The organism is Nonomuraea guangzhouensis, assembly GCF_019396345.1.
GTDB classification, from domain to species: Bacteria; Actinomycetota; Actinomycetes; order Streptosporangiales; family Streptosporangiaceae; genus Nonomuraea; species Nonomuraea guangzhouensis.
This window is the reverse complement of sequence record NZ_JAHKRM010000076.1, coordinates 1-15,461: the sequence shown is the minus strand read 5'-3', so window position 1 is coordinate 15,461 and position 15,461 is coordinate 1. Positions and strand designations below refer to the sequence as shown.

Genomic DNA, 15,461 nt, shown 5'->3' with positions numbered 1-15,461 from the left:
GGGCGTTGAAGCCGCCGGTTTTGGCGGTCCAGGTCCACAGGCCGGTCCGGCCGCCGGGGTAGTCGTAGAAGGTGCCGACGTCGGTCATGTTGTCGCCGTTGAAGTCGCCGACGACGGCTTTGGCGCGCGGCTGTTCGAAGTTGCCCGCGCCGGAGTCCCAGGTCATGGTGGGGGCGTTGAAGCCGCCGGTTTTGGCGGTCCAGGTCCACAGGCCGGTCCGGCCGCCGGGGTAGTCGTAGAAGGTGCCGACGTCGGTCATGTTGTCGCCGTTGAAGTCGCCGACGACGGCTTTGGCGCGGGGCTGTTCGAAGTTGCCCGCTCCCGAATCCCAGGTCATGACGGGAGAGTTGAAACCGCCCCCGGCCTTGGCCGACCAGATCCACAGGCCCGTTCGGCCGCCGGAGTAGTCGTAGAACGTACCGACATCTGCCAGGCCGTCGCCGTTGAAGTCACCCGCGATGGCCTTGGCGCGGGGCTGTTCGAAGTTGCCCGCTCCCGAATCCCAGGTCATGACGGGGGAGTTGAAGCCACCGCCTGCCTTGGCGGTCCACGTCCATAGGCCGGTGCGGGCGCCGGGGTAGTCGTAGAAGGTGCTGATGTCGGTCATGTTGTCGCCGTTGAAGTCACCGGTGACGGCTTTGGCGCGGGGTTGTTCGAAGTTGCCCGCTCCGGAGTCCCAGGTCATAACGGGGGAGTTGAAACCGCCCCCGGCCTTGGCCGACCAGATCCAGAGACCCGTTCGGCCGCCGGAGTAGTCGTAGAACGTGCCGACATCTGCGAGTCCGTCGCCGTTGAAGTCACCCGCGATGGCCTTGGCGCGCGGCTGTTCGAAGTTGCCCGCCCCTGAATCCCACATGCTGACCGGCGGGTTGAAGCCGCCCCCGGCCTTGGCCGACCAGACGAACAGGACCGTCCGGGCCCCCGGGTAGTCGTAGAACGCGGCCACGTCGTCCAGCCCGTCACCGTTGAAGTCCGCCTTCACCTCCGAGGTGCCGGACGGAGGGTCCGTCGACGGTGTCGTCCCCGCGTTCCACAGAGCGTCGACGAGCAGCTGGGCGTCGTGGACCTCCTTGGCGTAGGCGTCCGGAACCGCCGACACCTGCACCTTCTGGCAGATGGCGCCTATGTCCCCGCTCATCCAGGAGTTGTTCGGATATTTGCGCAGCATGGCGTTGAGGAACGCGTTGGTCGCGTACACGGGGTCGATCAACTGCGCGGGCGTGCCCCAGCCCTGGGACGGACGCTGCTGGAACAGCCCCAGGCTGTCGTGGTCGCCGGCCTCGGTGTAGTTGTGCAGGGTGCTCTCGGTGATGGCCGTGGTCACGGCGATCACCGCCGCTCGCTTGTCCAGCCCTCGGCCCTTGGACGTGGCCGTGATGATCCGGGCGCAGGAGACGTTGTAGGAGTTCACGCTCTTCCCCATGCGGGGGCCGTTCATCTGCGGCCGGACCTGGTTGGCGATCGCGGTGTCCGCGCTGGTCTCGCCGCCCGGAACGCAGGCGGTGTAGGACAGTGACGCGGCGAGCGACTCGGGCACCGGCTCGCCGGCCGGGCCGGGGACGCGGCTGGTGGTGGGGGCGGGGGTCGGCTCCTGCGCTGCCGCAGGGAGAGCACCTCCGGCGAGGAGCCCTGCGGCCAAGGCGGCCGACACGGTCAGGCGGCGGGTGAAGGGTAAACGCGGGGTTGCGATGAGACGGGTGATCTTCATGATTTTCTCCAAAAAAGGGTGAGAAGTCCGTTGGCTGCGGCTTGCGCGCCGCAGCCAACTCGCACGATCAGACAGGCTTGGTACGGAACTGGTCCCAGTTGCCCGCTCCGGAGTCCCAGGTCATGGTGGGGGCGTTGAAGCCGCCGGTTTTGGCGGTCCAGGTCCACAGGCCGGTTCGGCCGCCGGGGTAGTCGTAGAAGGTGCTGATGTCGGTCATGTTGTCGCCGTTGAAGTCGCCGACGACGGCCTTGGCGCGGGGTTGTTCGAAGTTGCCCGCACCCGAATCCCAGGACATGACGGGAGAGTTGAAACCGCCGGTTTTGGCGGTCCAGGTCCACAGGCCGGTTCGGCCGCCGGGGTAGTCGTAGAAGGTGCCGACGTCGGTCATGTTGTCGCCGTTGAAGTCGCCGACGACGGCCTTGGCGCGCGGCTGCTCGAAGTTGCCCGCTCCGGAGTCCCAGGTCATGACGGGTGAGTTGAAACCGCCCCCGGCCTTGGCCGACCAGATCCACAGACCCGTGCGGGCACCGGAGTAGTCGTAGAACGTACCGACATCTGCCAGGCCGTCGCCGTTGAAGTCACCCGCGATGGCCTTGGCGCGGGGCTGCTCGAAGTTGCCCGCTCCGGAGTCCCAGGTCATCGTGGGCGCGTTGAAGCCGCCAGCCTTGGCGGTCCAGATCCACAAGCCAGTGCGGGCGCCGGGGTAGTCATAGAACGTACCGATGTCTGCGAGTCCGTCGCCGTTGAAGTCACCGGTGATGGCCTTGGCGCGCGGTTGTTCGAAGTTGCCCGCACCCGAATCCCAGGACATGACGGGAGAGTTGAAACCACCGCCGGCCTTGGCCGACCAGATCCACAGGCCCGTTCGGCCGCCGGAGTAGTCGTAGAAGGTGCCGACGTCCGCCAGGCCGTCGCCGTTGAAGTCACCCGCGATGGCCTTGGCGCGAGGCTGTTCGAAGTTGCCCGCCCCTGAATCCCACATGCTGACCGGCGGGTTGAAGCCGCCCCCGGCCTTGGCCGACCAGACGAACAGGACCGTCCGGGCCCCCGGGTAGTCGTAGAACGCGGCCACGTCGTCCAGCCCGTCACCGTTGAAGTCGGCCCGAACGTCACTGGTGCCGCTCGCGTCGGTGGCGGGAGTGGCGGGCGGACCGTCCTCGGCGCCCACCGGCGCGGAATAGCCGACGATGTCGATGTTCGTGCGCGAGTAGCTGTTCTCCTTGATGCGGTCGCCGCTGTTGCCCTCGATGGTGTAGACGGTGGTGGCGTTCGAGGACTTGACGATCCCGACGTGGTCGATGTCGCCGCTCTGGTCCCAGTCGAAGACGACCGCGTCACCGGGCTGGGGGGCATAACCGGTGGAACGCGCGTGCCAGGTCCCGTGCTTGGTGCCGTAGTCCTTGAAGGAGCTGGCCCAGCCGGTGAGCACGCCGCCATTGGTCTCGGCGACGTCGGCGTCGGGCACTCCCGCGTTCTTCCACACGTACTTGGAGAAGTCCGCGCACCAGTCGCTGTCCCGCCACTGCACGCCGTCCGTGGCCGGGCAGCCGCCCGCTGGCTTCCAGGACCGGAAGTACCCGGTGTAGTAGTTGCAACCACTGCCCATCGGCTCTTCGTGGTTGCGGGAGGCGTTGGCGAACTGGCTCTGCGCGACGGCGACGATGTTGCCGCGCGTCACGGCCGCGGCGGGCGCGGTCGTGACAGCGACCAGCGCCGAAGCCAGGAACGCCGTGGCAGTGGCTCCCGCGCCCAGCCGTAAAAGGAATCCAGTGACGTTCTTGGTCGTCGGTGCCGGGGGGTTCTGCTCGCTCATGGCGGGTCCTTTCTCCAGGGGTGCTGGCTTCTGTGAGAAAGGCTCGGCCGGGGCGCTCCAAGTGCTCTCGAATCGTGCTCCAGCACCCTCTATAGAGGCGCGGCGCGCTCTATAGAGGCCGGTCGCCGGGCCTGATCCGGTGGCTGAGGGCGTGGGCGGGCCAGTACTCCAGTGACACTTCGCGATCTTGAGGGGTCGAAGCCGGCCCTCGCGGCCGCTACTTGGAGGCGAGCGGCCGGAAGGACCACAAGGCCGGCGAGGGGCTATCGGCCCGCACCGTGCGGTACGTCCACACCATCCTGAGCGCCGCGCTCTCCGAGGCCGTGGACGCCGGTCTGCTGGGCCACAACCCGGCGGACAAGGCCAAGCCGCCCACCGCCAAGCAGGCCAAGGCGCCCGAGATGCGCCCCTGGACGGCCGGGCAGCTCAAGGACTTCCTGACCTGGTCGCGTGACCACAGCCACCTGCACGTCGCCTGGCACCTCCTGGCGCACACCGGCATGCGCCGCGGTGAACTGCTCGCGCTGCGCCGGCGGCACATCGACCTGGAGGCCGGAACGGTCAGCGTCCGCTGGTCCGTGGGCGTCGTGCGGGTCAAAGGGGGCGACACCAAGACCGCCAAGCCGCACGTGGTCGATATCGACGCCGCCACGGTGACGTTACTCAAGGCGTACAAGCGCGAACGGGGCGGGATGGCTCTAAAGCTCGCTCGGGGCGATGCGCTCGTCTTAGGAGACCAGGTGGGGCAACCACCGGCACCCCGAGCGGTTCTCGCGCGGTTTCCAGGAGCAGCTCGGGCGCTGCGTGAGGGCGTTCGAGAATGCCGGCTGCGAGGCGTTACCGCGCATCCGCGTCCACGACCTCCGCCACGATCCCCATCGCGGGCGGCAAGCCGCTGAAGATGGTCGAGAACGCGTGACCAACGTGCTCAGGTTCACAAGTATCAGCGGAGTATACGGCTCGTTCTGGAGGCGGAAATGAAGAAGCCCCGAGCCTGTGACCTGCACATTCTCAGGGCCTTCGTGGTGTCCGAGAGAGGAGTCGAACCAATTGCACACCACTTCACTCTCACCACCAAGTTCCTGTTGGGACAGGGGTGAATGGTGGAGCCGAGCCTTCTTGCGGTGCGGCGTATTCAGCGTACGACTATCGGCGGGGTGGTGCTGCTGGCTGGGATCGCGGCCGTCGTTTCGTTCCGTCACATGCATGAACTGTGCCTGCGTCATGGTGAGGACCAGTTCGCGGCGGTGCTCATCCCGCTCGCGGTGGATGGCGCCATCGTGGTCGCCAGCCTGGCCAGCCTGGGTGCGAACATCGCGGTCGCTGAGCCCAGCGTGATCGGCCGGATCATCGCTGCCTGGCCGAGTGTCGCTCTGATCGGCAGCTATGAGCTGCTGATGTCTCAGGTCCGGCGGCTTTCCGTAACCTCGAGTCGTGTGCAGGACTGCGAGGAGACGCTGTCGGCCGAAGGATCGGACGTCCCCGAGGCCGGAGACGAGACCTGCGGTGATCTGGCCATGCCTGTGTACCGAGCCGGGCGCGCTGACATCGAGATCGTGAATCTTCATCGCTCTGCCTGGTGTTGGGCGCAGGAGAACCGCCGCCCGGATGGAGCTCTCCCGTCCGGGAAGGTCATCGCTACGCAGTTCTCGCGTAGTCCTCGTTGGGGACGCTGGATCAAGAACGCTGGTTTGGCAGGGGACCTGGGCTGAGGTTGCGTCGACCATGAGCTGTGCCAGCGGATCCGGCTCACCCCCACGGGCGTGGGGAACGGGCCAGCACGACGCTCGCCGCCACGTACCCGGTCGGCTCGGGTCAGACCAACGGCCTGCCTTGCGGCTGTCGGACCTGACCGAGGAGGCGCGATCCCATCAGCGGACTCTGTTGTCGGAGAGTTTCGGTATCGCGCTCGCTGCGGACTGATCGAGCGGTACGTCATCCCGAATCCGAGCGGGGTCGTTGACGCCGATGCGGTGGACTACTACCCGGTACTGCGAGTCGACATGGCTGCCCTTCCATCACACAAACCGGACTACTTCTGGTATCGCGATGATGGCGGTCGTCTGTCAGAGGTCGTGGCGGTGGAAGTGAAAGGCACCACCTCGTGCAACTGGCCGCCTTCCGCATTGTGCAGGAGGCCCTGACCAACGCCCTCAAGCACGCCGGCCCGCGCACCACCCTCGACCTGAGCCTGGCGGCCGACTCCTGCCAGGTCCACATCGTCGTGCACGACAGCGGCCCGCCCGACGACGAACCCGCGCCGGCGGCCAACCGGCCTTAGCTCCGTTTTAACAGTCGTCTCAGGTTCGCTCGGTATGAAGTAGGCATCGCCAGGCGGCGCGGGTCTCGGCCTCGCCGGCATGGCCGAACGCGCCGCGCTCTACGGCGGCACGGTCAGCGCCGGCCCCGCATCGGACGACGGCTGGACCGTCTACGCGACCCTGAAAGGCAGCCATTCATGATCTCTGTGCTCGTGGTGGACGCCCAGCCGCTGCAGCGCTTCGGGTTTCGCATGCTGCTGGAGAGCGCCCCCGACACCGAGATCGTCGGCGAGGCCGAGAACGGCGCCGAGGCCGTTCGGTGGACCACCGAGCTGCATCCCGACGTGGTGCTGATTGACATCCGCATGCCGGGCGTCGACGGGATCGAGGCCACCCGGCGCATCGTCGCCGCCGGTGGGCGTTCGCGGATCCTGGTGCTGACGACGTTCGACGTGGACCGGTACGCGTTCGCCGCGCTGCGGGCCGGGGCGAGCGGTTTCCTGCTGAAGGACACCCGCCCGGAGGAACTGCTCGCCGGCATCCGGGCCGTCGCCGCCGGGGACGCGGTGATCGCGCCGGCGCTGACTCGGCGGCTGCTCGACGCGTTCGCCGACCGGCTCGGCGATGACCTCTGCGGGCCCGTGCGGGAGGATCCCCGGCTGGACTCCCTGACCGGCCGCGAGCGCGAGATCCTCGTCGCCATCGGCCAAGGCCTCACCAACGGCGAGATCGCGCAACGGTTCACGCTGTCGGAGTCGACGGTGAAGACCCACGTCGGGCGGGTCCTCGCCAAGATCGGCGCACGGGACCGGATCCAGGCCGTCATCCTCGCCTACGACCTGAGACTCACCCGGCCGATTTAGCGCTTCATCTCGCGCGTCCGTCGGGGGCGCGACCGTAGTTCCCAGCCGCACCGCTCCGGGCCGATCCGCTCCGCGTGATCGACCGATCCGCTGCCGGGTCCGCCTGCAGCCGCCCACGTCACCGCCCGTCCGACCGCCACGACGCCGCACGGGTGTGAGTTCAGTGCGGACGTGTGTGAGCTCAGAGCTGTTTTTCGGCTTGTTGATCTCAGTGAGCTCACACACGTTCGACGCTTCGTCAGGACTTGCGGGGGGAGACCGTCATGATGCCCGTGCACATCTCGTCGCTGGTGCCGTCGCCCCACACCACGTAGCGCGGCGGCAGCTTGCTCAGCTGCGGCAGCCGTTTGCGCAGCCCCGCGTCGTGCGTACACGTCACCCGCAGCGTGTCCCCCGGACCGATCTCCACCGGCGACGGCAGCTTCACCAGCCGCTGGTTGTCGAAGTCGAACTGCGGCACGTCCAGCACGACCTTGGCGTTCGGCGTGCCCGGGTTGAGTTCGACCTTGATGGCCCGCCCGAGCAGGTGCATGTGGCCGAAACCAGCGAACAGCGTCATCGGCGCCTCCACCTTGTGGTCGCAGGTCTGGGTGTCACCGGGCTTCGGCGCGCTCTGGCCGCACTCCTCCAGCTGCTCGTCCGCGGTGCCGCCGACCTCCGGCCCGAACCGCTTCGTCACGTCCGCGATCGAGGTCGCCCGGTCACAGAGCGGACCCGACTCGTCGGCGGCGCAGGGCAGGTCGGTCGGCGCGTCGAGCGGCAACGTGTCGAATTCCCGGGTCTGCGGCGTGCCATCCGTCAGCCGCAGCCGCACCGCCGAGCGGTCCGACCCGGCCGGCTTGCCGTCGGTCGCGAGCAGGTTGTAGTGGAGCTGGAGGACGATCAGGCTGCCCGGCTCCAGCTTGAAGCCGACGTCCTGGGTGAACAGCGTCTCCGTGGCGCCCGGCGTCCAGGTGTCCACCCACGCCGCTTCCCCCGCTTCTACTTCGGCGCCGTCCACGCCGGTCCCGCCGAAACACTGCCAGCCGAGGCCGGGGGTCTTCGCGTCCTGCTCGCGCACCGCGGCAGCGCCGCCCGGCGGCACCGCGTACACGATGGCGTGGTGCGCGATGGCGACGTTCTCCGGCGTGACCTGGGTCCCGGTCAGGAACGCCACCTTGGTCAGGCCCGGATCGATCACCTGGCACCGGTACTCGTCCGTGCCGCCGCCCTCCGGTGGCGCGGGCGTGTAGGCGTCGGCCATCTTCAGGTTGACGAACCGCTCGCCGGCGCGCAGCGGCTGCGGTGGAGCCGATGACCCGCCCGCGTGCGCGCTGTGCGAGCCGGCCGCGGCGGGCGCCGCACTGGTGTCGGCGTACGACCCGCAGGCGGCGACAGCGAACGCCGTCGCCAGCGCCATGGTGGCCGCCCCGAACCTCCGCAGTGGACTCTCAGGTTTCGTCATGGCCCTGAACGCTAGGCCCGATTCCGTCCTGTTTCGTCGTACTGCGGTCGCATCTTCGGGAGGGAGGTGGTACCACGGTACTTCTCTCCGGAGCGCCGTTCGACACCCGCACGAGAATCAAGGCCCGTCGCAACTGGGCCCGAAGTCACGCCCACGAAAGTCCGTCGGCGATGGACGGGAGCCAAACTCAGCTCAGAACCGACTTCTACGCCTGCCTGACCGCGCTGTTCGAGCTCACCGACGCAGTGCTCTGTACTGATGGGCCGGTACGAACCCTGGTCCTGGTTGTCGTTGCCGCCCGAGCACCGGCGCGGGCTCGGCGCGTCGTACGACGCGCTGAACAACGGCTGGATCGAGGTCGAACGGCTCCGTGGCGTCCTCACAGGGCTGCCGCTACCGCGGTGCGCGGGCGGCGGCTGGTCCTGGCCGTGGACGTCAGCGCCCGGCTGCGCCCGGACGCCGCCACCAGCCCCGACAGGTTGTTCTGTCACGTCTACGGTCAGCGGATGTGGTGGCCGAGCCGGCTGTCCCGACCGGTGGAGCTGGCGGACGGTCAACGGCCGCTCGTGGACGATGAGGAGCCCGCGCTGCAACGGTGAGCGCGGCGGCACGGACGAGATCTGTGACGGGGACCCAGGCCCGTCCCGGATCTTTCATGGGCCCGACGGTCGCCGCCCTTTGGTCCTGCGCCGCGCTGCCGGGGCGGGTCAGCGCACCGCGGTGTCCTCCCCGGCGGTGAGCCGCGCGATCGGGGCGGCCGGAAGGTCGACCCGAAGCAGCGCGCCACCGCGTGGGGAGCGGGCGACGGTGGCCCGGCCGCCGTGGGCGTCGACGACCCGCTGCACGATCGACAGCCCCAGACCGGATCCCGGCAACGCCCGGGCGCTGTCGGCACGGTAGAACCGGTCGAACACCCGCGGTACGTCGGCGGCGTCGATGCCCGGCCCGGCGTCGTCGACCTCGAGCACCGCCGACGCGCCCTGGGCACGGAGCCGGACCTGGACCGGCTGGTCCGCGGGGGACCACTTGCCGGCGTTGTCGATGAGGTTGAGCACCGCCCGTTGGAGCGCAGCGGGACGCCCGCTCACCCACACGGAGGTCACGTCGAGCGCGACCTCGATGTCGGGCACGCGGGAACGCGCCTGGGTCGCGGCGGCCACCACCACGTCGGCGAGGTCGAGCAGTTCGGTGCTCTCGTCGCTGACGTCACCGCGCGCCAGGTCGGTCAGCTCGGCGGCAAGGGTGCTCAACTCGGCCACCTGGGCGCCGAGATCGTTGAGCAGCCGGGTCCGGCTCTCCGCCGGCAATGCGCTGTCCAGGGTGCCGCGCCGATCGAGCCGGATCAGCAGCTCGATGTTGAGGCGCAGGCTGGTGAGCGGGGTCTTGAGCTCGTGGGCGGCGTCCTCGGCGAGCAGCCGCTGGGCCCGCCGGGAGTCCCGGAGCGCGGCGAGCATGTCGTTGATCGACTGGATCAGCCGCCGGATCTCCCCACCGCCCTCATCCGGGATGTCGGCGTCGAGATCTCGGGTGTGCGCGACACGGACCGCGGCGGCGGTCAGCCGGTCGATCGGTGCCAGCCCGGTCCGCGCCACGGCCCGCCCGACAAGGGCGCCGCCGACCACGCAGAGCAGCCCGATCAGCAGCATGCCCAACCCGAACCGGTTGATCGGGGTGTCGTCGGCGACGCGGGCCACCTGGACCGCGCCGTCGCCCGCCCGCAGCGTGTAGATGAGGTAGCCGTCGTCGTCGCTGTCGCCCGACTCCATCAGGTCGGCCGACGCGCCCTGCGCCACGCGCCCGGCGTGCTCGCTGACCGGGGGCAGCGCGGGTTGGCCGGCCGGCGTCCGGATCGAGCCGTCGGGCAGGATGACCCGCACCAGCCGACCGGATCCGGGATACGGCGGTAGCTGGACCTGCGCCGGACCGGCGCGCTCCACGTTCGTCGCCAGGACGCGGGAGTCGGCGCGTAGCTGATCCTCCACGGTGTCCTGCAGCTCCCAGTCCAGTAGCTCGCTGGCCACCTGGAAGGCCACGAACACGCTGACCGCGATGGCCGTCGCCGCGATCACCGTCAGCCTGGTCCGCAGGGACCGCCGGCGCCACCAACGGGTCAGCCGGCGCGAGCCCCGGCCGGCGGGCCTGCTCACGGAGGAGTCTCCCGCAACGTGTACCCCAAGCCGCGCAGCGTGTAGATCAATCGCGGCTCACCCTCGGCCTCCATCTTGCGGCGCAGGTAGCTCACGTACACCTGGAGGTTGTTGGAGGTGACGCTCATGTCGAAGCCCCAGATCGCCTCGAACAGCGCGTCTCGGGTCAACACCCGGGTCGCGTTGCGCACGAGGACCTGCAGCAGGGAGAACTCGGTCCGGGTCAGGCGGAGCGGCCGCCCGCCCCGCCACGCCTCGAACCTGTCGGGATCGACCCGGACGTCGGCGAACGTCAGGATCTGCGACTCGTCGTCGCCCGGCGCGCGGCGGCGCAGCAGGGCCCTGACCCGGGCCAGCAACTCCTCGGTGGCGAACGGCTTGGGCAGATAGTCGTCGGCGCCCGCGTCCAGCCCCGCGACCCGGTCGGAGACCTGATCCCGGGCGGTCAGCATCAGCACCGGCAGATCCCGACCCGCCGCCCGCAACCGCCGGCAGGTCTCCAACCCGCCGAGGCGGGGCATCATCACGTCGAGGATCAGCAGATCCGGCGTGTCGCCACCGACCCCGTCGAGCACGGCGAGACCGTTGGCGACGGTGCTGGTGTCGTAACCCTCGACCTGGAGCACCCGCTCCAGCGACTCACGGATGGCCGCCTCGTCATCCGCGATCATGATCCGCACGTCGGCCCGCCCCCTCCAGTCGATGCTTTGCCGCTCATTGTCCCCGATCAACCTGAGGCCAGGATTAGAGCGTCGCCGCTGTGGTGCCCGCGGGCCAGGCTGCCTGGCTCAGCCGCATCCCGTAAAGCCCGCCTCGCACCGCTCTGGCTGTCCGCGGCCGGCATCGACGTCATTGCCGACCCCTTTCTAGGGTGGGATGACGTTTGAAGGAGCTGCGCATGGTGGCCCGTCATCGGATCTGGGCCGAGGACCTCACCCGCAAAATTGAGGACTGCATCCCACCCTCCCGGATCCGTGCTGCCCACCATCGTCGACCTTGCCCAGCAGCACGGCGTGGCTGCGGCACCGGGCTCGGCAAGCTGGAACTGGACGACGCGGCCCGGAGCGAGCGCTCCGGGCCGGCGGCGTTCAGGAGACGGGCACCGTCTGGGGCCGCCATGAGAACACCGCGCGCGAGCGGGGCTCGACCGTGACGCGCAGCCACTGGGTCGCTGTGACGCCGTAGGTCTCCAGCCTCGTCAGGTTGGGGACGCCCGCGTAGCCGGTCTCCACCTCGTACACGTGCTCGTCACCGTGCACGAGCAGCACAGGCTTGCCGTACGCCTTGGCACGGTCGGTGATCCGGGCGCGGATCTCGGAGAACCCGGGAGTGCCGGTCGGCTCGGCCTGCATCAGGAGCAGCACGCCGGGCGCGTTCGTCTGCTGTGCGGTGTCGAAGGCGGTGTCGATCCAGTCAAGGGCCGCCGCCTTGCGCGCGGTGAACTCGGCCAGTCGCAGGTCCGGACGGTCGCCGCCCAGCAGTTGGGACCACGGCGCCAGGTCGTTCTCGCTGCCGACCACGTGCACAGTCGCGAACACGACGCCCTGCCGGCGGAACAGCACGTTCTCCTTGTAGGCGCTGTGCCTGCTGTCGGACGCCTGGGTCCGCACGCCCATCGAGTTGCGGCCGAGCGTGTGACCGGCCTTCGGGTAGAAGAACGTGCGGATCGCGTTAAGCCGCTCGGTGGGCACATAGCCCCCCGCGGCGGTGCGGTGGCAGTCGGTCCACTCGTTGTCGCCGGGGGTCAGCACGAACGGGTCGTCGAAGGTGCCGAACAGCTTGGCCAGGTCGGCGAAGCGCGCATCGTCACAGGTGGACGTGCCATCCTTGACGTCACCGGCGTGCAGGACGAAGCGGATGTCCGGGTCGGCGTTCACCGCGTCGACCAGCGCGGGGAACGCCGCTCGCTGGTCGGCGCCGTACGGAGTGTCGCCAAGCAGGGCGAAGCTGAGAGACGGGCCGTGGGTCTCCTGGGCATCGGCCGACGCGGGAGTACCGGTGCCGGCGACCAGGGCTGCCATTAGCGCGGCGACGGCAGCGAAAGATTTACGCATGGCCAATTCTCCGCACAGCCCAACAAATCGGACATTACGCCAAGCCGACAAGTCACCAACAGCTCGCTGACATGGACGTGGCCGACCTCAGTCCGGCCATCCTGACGATCTGTCCCGGCCTCCGGAGGGGCGAGGTTGCCGGTGAGTTCGGAGCCGAACCAATGATGAGCGGCCCGTTCGCCGACTTCACTTGACAGCACGCCCGCCGCTTGGCGGCCGCTCAGGGCTTGGACGACCGTAATGAAACCGACGTCGCTAGCGTGTTAGACGAGCTGCTGACCCGCGGGGAATGCGGGCCCGCCGACCGGCGCAGTCAACGCGTCACAGCACGCACCAAAGTCCTTCCATGATGAGAACTTCCGTCCGAACGGGTTTGGCGAGAGCCTGGGCCTGCGCCATGTATGCGTGAAGTGGTTCGACGAGATCGGCGGGCACCAGTCGCGGATGTCCGATAAACGCGGTCATTCCTGCGTTACGCAGGAACAACGCGGCCACTATGGCCTGTCTCGTAGGCGATACGCGAGAATCGATCACGGCGATGTGAACGTCGATACCCATCGCGCCCTCGCACCGGATGACTGCTTCCGGCGCGAAGAACCCTACGACATGAAAGGCCTCACTGTGGACGGACGGCGGATTGTCGCCTACCAGAATGACTGGAACGGAATCCATTACTCGTCTCTGCTGAATTGATCAGGGCGCGGAGAATCCTGCCTCTCGGTTCGAGAGGCGGGTCAACCGTCATGCATGAATGGGATGAGATTGTTTGGTGGGGGGTCATGCCCTGGTGGGCTGCGCCTCCGGGCTGGCGGCGCAGCCCGTTCCGAGCGAAGCGGCGGTCATGGAGCTCGCCGTTGCGCTCGTGGTGCGTGCGGTGCGCTACCTAGTGAGCCGGTTTTGAGATTCGGTCGCAGTAGCGGTAGATGCGGTCGAGGATCTGGTCGGCGGTCTTGGTCCACCTGAACGGCTTGACGTCTTCGTTCCAGACCTTGATCCACTTCTCCAACGCGGCCTTGAGAGCGTCCAGGGAGCAGAAGTTGCCCCGCTCCAGACAGCGGCGTTCCAGTTCGGCGAACCAACGCTCGACCTGGTCGATCCAGGAGGAGTAGGTCGGGGTGAAGTGCAGCACGAAGCGCGGGCGGGCCAGCAGCCAGGCGTGCACCACCGGCGCCTTGTGGGTGGACAGGTTGTCGCAGATGAGATGAACCGCCAGGCCCGGTTCGACCTGGCGGTCGATCTCGTCCAGGAAGTCGCGGAAGTCGACGGCACGGTGACGGGCCGACAGCTTGCCGATCACTTCGCCGGTGGCGGTGTTGAGCGCGGCGAACAGATCGACGGTGCCGTGCCGGACGTAGTCGAAGCTGCGCCGCTCAGGCACGCCGGGCAGCATGGGCAGTACCGGAGCGCTCCGCTGCAACGCTTGGATCTGCGGTTTCTCGTCGACGGCGAACACCGCGGCATGGGCCGGCGGGGCCAGATACAGCCCGACCACGTCCCGGATCTTGTCGATCAGCAGCGGATCAGTGGAAATCTTGAAGTCCTCGGTGCGCCAGGGCTGCAGCCCGAACGCCCGCCAGATGCCGGCCACGCTGGTCGGCGAGATGCCCACCCGGCGGGCCAGTTCCCGCTTGGACCAGTGCGTGGACCCGGCCGGCACCTCTTCCAAAGTGCGGACCACCACCTCCTCCACCTGGGCGTCGGTGATGGTGCGCGGCACGCCCGGCCGGGGCTCGTCGGACAGCCCGTCCAGCCGATGGGCCAGGAACCGGCTGCGCCAGCGGGCCACCGTCTTACGGTCCAGCCGCAGCCGGGCCGCCACCGCCACGTTGCCGCCGCCCTCGGCACAGGCCAGCACGATCCGCGACCGCATCGCCAGCCCCTGAGCAGTCGAGCGATGCCGGGCCCAGCCCATCAACGTCCGCCGCTCTGCCTCGGATAACACCACCGGCTCGAGCCTGCTGTCTGCCATCTCTCCAGCAGACCTCAACAGCCAGACATCGTCACCACCGCTCAGGCAAATTGAAATGGAACGCACCTCACGTGGCATCCCTGATACTCACGACCGGCTCACTAGCCTGCCTTGACCGCCCGGCGTCTTTGCTGAGCCGCTGTTCCGGCCCCGGATTGCCGAGAGCCCGCCGGGGTATGGCGGCGCTCACTGTGGTGCCTTCTCCTGGAACGCCGTTGACGGTCAGGCCGCCGTTCATTCGTGCGAGCTCGGCCCGCCTGCTGCTCAGATGGTCCTCATACGCCGCGGCTGACCTTCCGAGCCCGTCATCGCTGACGGTCAGGCCGCTGTTCATTCGTGCGAGCTCGGCCCGCCTGCTGCTCAGATGGTCCTCATACGCCGCGGCCGACCTTCCGAGCCCGTCATCGCTGACGGTCAGACGCAATCCGCTGGAAGCCACGGTGAGGGCGATGGAGACGGCACGGGCCCGGCCCTGCCGTTCCACCTCCTCCAGAACGTCAAAGATCAGGCCATGAACAATCTCGGTGACGAGGGCCCGAAGCGGTTGTTTCGGCAGGGCCCATACCTCCACCGTGATGCCGGTTCGCAGGGACCATTCCGCCAGTTGATCCTCCAGAGCTTGCGAGAAGGTGCGGCTGACTGATTCGAAATCGCGGATCATCTGTTTCTTCCACTATGTGGCCGGGACATCAAAGCTTTCCGGCCATGGCTGACATTGACGAGAAGGGGCGATGAGGATTCACGAAAAACGTAGGCCACCGCCCGGGCGACATCGTCGAGCTTGCGCGTGCCGACAATCTTGGGAATCTTCAGACTGGCGTCGCGGGCAGGTGCCCACTCCAGCGGCACCGCTCGGTCGCCGCTCCGGGCCTTGTTTGCGTGTGGCCGTGAAGGGGGTGAGTGGCTTCGGCGGATATGGGGGTGAGTCCTTCCGTCGACGACGGTCCCGGTAGTATCGGCGAAATTTTCAACGGATATGCAGGTCAGAGCTTCCTTGAGGACCTTCGGGCACAGCTTGAAAGGTGGGCCGCTGACTCGCATATCCGTTGTTTCCTACGTCGTTACTGCTGGGACCCCTGGTGGCGTCGCCGTAGCCCCACTGCAGGAGTTGGGTGACATCGAACAGGCGCCTGTCGAGCAGGCCCTTGGCGATCAATGGCTTGGCGTCGGACGGGATCACGTACAGGTGGCCCCCGCGCACC

General features: G+C 68.3%; 15 protein-coding genes. 6 read left to right on the top strand and 9 right to left on the bottom strand.

Features of this window, described 5'->3' with window-relative positions; translation table 11 throughout:
* Window positions 1–1,708: FG-GAP repeat domain-containing protein (locus KME78_RS62800; RefSeq protein WP_219539798.1), on the bottom strand; the 1,708-nt coding region annotated here is incomplete at its 3' end.
* Between the two features lie 67 nt (window positions 1,709–1,775).
* Entirely contained in the window at window positions 1,776–3,521 is a 1,746-nt protein-coding gene (locus KME78_RS62795; RefSeq protein WP_219539797.1) for a CHAP domain-containing protein, read from the bottom strand.
* A 278-nt stretch (window positions 3,522–3,799) separates the two neighbouring features.
* Between KME78_RS62795 and KME78_RS62790 the strand changes: the two genes are divergently transcribed.
* From KME78_RS62790 to KME78_RS62775, 4 genes are all read left to right on the top strand, one after another.
* A complete protein-coding gene (locus KME78_RS62790; protein ID WP_219539796.1) occupies window positions 3,800–4,420 on the top strand; it encodes a site-specific integrase in 621 nt (206 codons plus the stop codon).
* Between the two features lie 201 nt (window positions 4,421–4,621).
* Window positions 4,622–5,233 carry a DUF2637 domain-containing protein gene (locus tag KME78_RS62785; RefSeq protein WP_219539795.1) on the top strand — a complete coding sequence of 204 codons (612 nt, stop codon included), beginning with the start codon at window positions 4,622–4,624 and terminating at the stop codon, window positions 5,231–5,233.
* 392 nt (window positions 5,234–5,625) lie between these two features.
* The gene (locus KME78_RS62780) at window positions 5,626–5,802 is read left to right on the top strand and encodes an ATP-binding protein (protein WP_219539794.1); all 177 of its coding nucleotides are present in this window, start codon (window positions 5,626–5,628) and stop codon (window positions 5,800–5,802) included.
* Between the two features lie 177 nt (window positions 5,803–5,979).
* Entirely contained in the window at window positions 5,980–6,645 is a 666-nt protein-coding gene (locus KME78_RS62775) for a response regulator (protein ID WP_219539793.1), read from the top strand.
* Between the two features lie 238 nt (window positions 6,646–6,883).
* Here KME78_RS62775 and KME78_RS62770 read toward each other — a convergent pair whose 3' ends face one another.
* A complete protein-coding gene (locus tag KME78_RS62770; RefSeq protein WP_246655132.1) occupies window positions 6,884–8,089 on the bottom strand; it encodes a monooxygenase in 1,206 nt (401 codons plus the stop codon).
* 401 nt (window positions 8,090–8,490) lie between these two features.
* Here KME78_RS62770 and KME78_RS62765 point away from each other — a divergent pair, with 401 nt between their 5' ends.
* The gene (locus KME78_RS62765) at window positions 8,491–8,688 is read left to right on the top strand and encodes a hypothetical protein (RefSeq protein WP_219539792.1); all 198 of its coding nucleotides are present in this window, start codon (window positions 8,491–8,493) and stop codon (window positions 8,686–8,688) included.
* Window positions 8,689–8,796: 108 nt separating this feature from the next.
* Here KME78_RS62765 and KME78_RS62760 read toward each other — a convergent pair whose 3' ends face one another.
* The 3 genes from KME78_RS62760 to KME78_RS62750 form a co-directional block, all read right to left on the bottom strand.
* On the bottom strand, window positions 8,797–10,236 hold the full coding sequence (locus tag KME78_RS62760; protein WP_219539791.1) for a HAMP domain-containing sensor histidine kinase: 1,440 nt from the start codon (window positions 10,234–10,236) through the stop codon (window positions 8,797–8,799).
* Window positions 10,233–10,907 (bottom strand): response regulator transcription factor, encoded by a 675-nt coding sequence (locus KME78_RS62755; RefSeq protein WP_219539790.1) that lies wholly within the window; start codon window positions 10,905–10,907, stop codon window positions 10,233–10,235. The genes KME78_RS62760 and KME78_RS62755 overlap by 4 nt, the downstream gene beginning before the upstream one ends.
* A gap of 417 nt (window positions 10,908–11,324) precedes the next feature.
* Entirely contained in the window at window positions 11,325–12,290 is a 966-nt protein-coding gene (locus tag KME78_RS62750) for a metallophosphoesterase (RefSeq protein WP_219539789.1), read from the bottom strand.
* Window positions 12,291–12,695: 405 nt separating this feature from the next.
* Between KME78_RS62750 and KME78_RS62745 the strand changes: the two genes are divergently transcribed.
* Window positions 12,696–12,983: a hypothetical protein gene (locus KME78_RS62745; protein ID WP_219539788.1), complete on the top strand. Its 288-nt coding sequence runs from the start codon at window positions 12,696–12,698 to the stop codon at window positions 12,981–12,983.
* 190 nt (window positions 12,984–13,173) lie between these two features.
* Here KME78_RS62745 and KME78_RS62740 read toward each other — a convergent pair whose 3' ends face one another.
* The 3 genes from KME78_RS62740 to KME78_RS62730 form a co-directional block, all read right to left on the bottom strand.
* Window positions 13,174–14,259 carry an IS630 family transposase gene (locus KME78_RS62740; protein WP_219539787.1) on the bottom strand — a complete coding sequence of 362 codons (1,086 nt, stop codon included), beginning with the start codon at window positions 14,257–14,259 and terminating at the stop codon, window positions 13,174–13,176.
* Between the two features lie 67 nt (window positions 14,260–14,326).
* A complete protein-coding gene (locus tag KME78_RS62735) occupies window positions 14,327–14,920 on the bottom strand; it encodes a sensor histidine kinase (protein ID WP_219539786.1) in 594 nt (197 codons plus the stop codon).
* 306 nt (window positions 14,921–15,226) lie between these two features.
* A partial coding sequence (locus KME78_RS62730; protein WP_219539785.1) for a hypothetical protein occupies window positions 15,227–15,461 on the bottom strand: 235 nt, incomplete at its 5' end.

Excerpts from the sequence above, each read along its gene's own strand:
- KME78_RS62755 (WP_219539790.1), bottom strand. The coding sequence starts at position 10,907 with ATGATCGCGGATGACGAGGCGGCCATCCGTGAGTCGCTGGAGCGGGTG.
- KME78_RS62795 (WP_219539797.1), bottom strand. The coding sequence starts at position 3,521 with ATGAGCGAGCAGAACCCCCCGGCACCGACGACCAAGAACGTCACTGGA.
- KME78_RS62770 (WP_246655132.1), bottom strand. The coding sequence starts at position 8,089 with ATGACGAAACCTGAGAGTCCACTGCGGAGGTTCGGGGCGGCCACCATG.
- KME78_RS62740 (WP_219539787.1), bottom strand. The coding sequence starts at position 14,259 with ATGGCAGACAGCAGGCTCGAGCCGGTGGTGTTATCCGAGGCAGAGCGG.
- KME78_RS62775 (WP_219539793.1), top strand. The coding sequence starts at position 5,980 with ATGATCTCTGTGCTCGTGGTGGACGCCCAGCCGCTGCAGCGCTTCGGG.
- KME78_RS62785 (WP_219539795.1), top strand. The coding sequence starts at position 4,622 with ATGGTGGAGCCGAGCCTTCTTGCGGTGCGGCGTATTCAGCGTACGACT.
- KME78_RS62750 (WP_219539789.1), bottom strand. The coding sequence starts at position 12,290 with ATGCGTAAATCTTTCGCTGCCGTCGCCGCGCTAATGGCAGCCCTGGTC.
- KME78_RS62735 (WP_219539786.1), bottom strand. The coding sequence starts at position 14,920 with ATGATCCGCGATTTCGAATCAGTCAGCCGCACCTTCTCGCAAGCTCTG.